The sequence below is a fragment of the Petrocella sp. FN5 genome, from assembly GCF_029210395.1.
Lineage (GTDB): Bacteria > Bacillota > Clostridia > Lachnospirales > Vallitaleaceae > Petrocella.
Genome location: NZ_JARGDP010000215.1, coordinates 1 through 642 on the forward strand (window position 1 = coordinate 1; position 642 = coordinate 642).

General features: G+C 32.7%; 2 protein-coding genes. Both read left to right on the forward strand.

Annotated features, from left to right (window positions below):
• Positions 1-123: 123 nt before the first annotated feature.
• Entirely contained in the window at positions 124-312 is a 189-nt protein-coding gene (locus tag P0N36_RS15565) for a hypothetical protein (protein ID WP_275843809.1), read from the forward strand.
• A 3-nt stretch (positions 313-315) separates the two neighbouring features.
• Positions 316-546 (forward strand): acyl carrier protein, encoded by a 231-nt coding sequence (locus P0N36_RS15570; protein ID WP_275843810.1) that lies wholly within the window; start codon positions 316-318, stop codon positions 544-546.
• Positions 547-642 lie beyond the last annotated feature (96 nt).

Below are 642 nucleotides of genomic sequence, written 5' to 3' on the forward strand. Positions count from 1 at the left end.
GAAAATATAGGAATAGGGCTCTGAGCCCGTGCTATAAGGATTACCATTTGGGGAATCATGTGTAGTTTTGCAAAATAAGTGACGATGCTAATGGAATAAATGATTTTCAACGAGGAGAGAAGAATGGAAAGGCAAGAACCATTGGATTTTGAAACATTTCTAATTCAAAAAGAGAAAAGAAGGCGTAATTTTAGGTTGCAAACAGACGAAAAAACACCAAAAAAAATTAAAAAGCCTTCAAGACAAGTGGTTAAAAATGTTAGGTACGAAGATTACAATTTAGATGAGTACGATTATGAATATGAGGAGTAAACTATGATTACAGACGTGGTTAAAGGTATAATTGCAGAAGTTATTGGACATGGTGATCCAAATGAAATCAGTATATCTATGGATTTTGAAGATGATCTTCAAATGGGTGAAGATGATTTGGTAGAGATACTAGAAGCATTAGAGGTAGAATATGATATTGACTTAGTTAACATCGATTACAGTCAATTCAAAAAGGTTAAACATTTGATAAGCTATTTGAAAGAAATATTATAGCATGACATTGATAGGGTTGAGATGATGGTCTTGCCCTTTTTTTAGTGCAAGCATCTTACTCAAAGAAACTGCTTCATAAAATGACAAATGTGATAT

Bases quoted from the DNA above. Each gene is read 5' to 3' on its own strand.
- P0N36_RS15565 (WP_275843809.1), top strand. From the start codon at position 124: ATGGAAAGGCAAGAACCATTGGATTTTGAAACATTTCTAATTCAAAAA.
- P0N36_RS15570 (WP_275843810.1), top strand. From the start codon at position 316: ATGATTACAGACGTGGTTAAAGGTATAATTGCAGAAGTTATTGGACAT.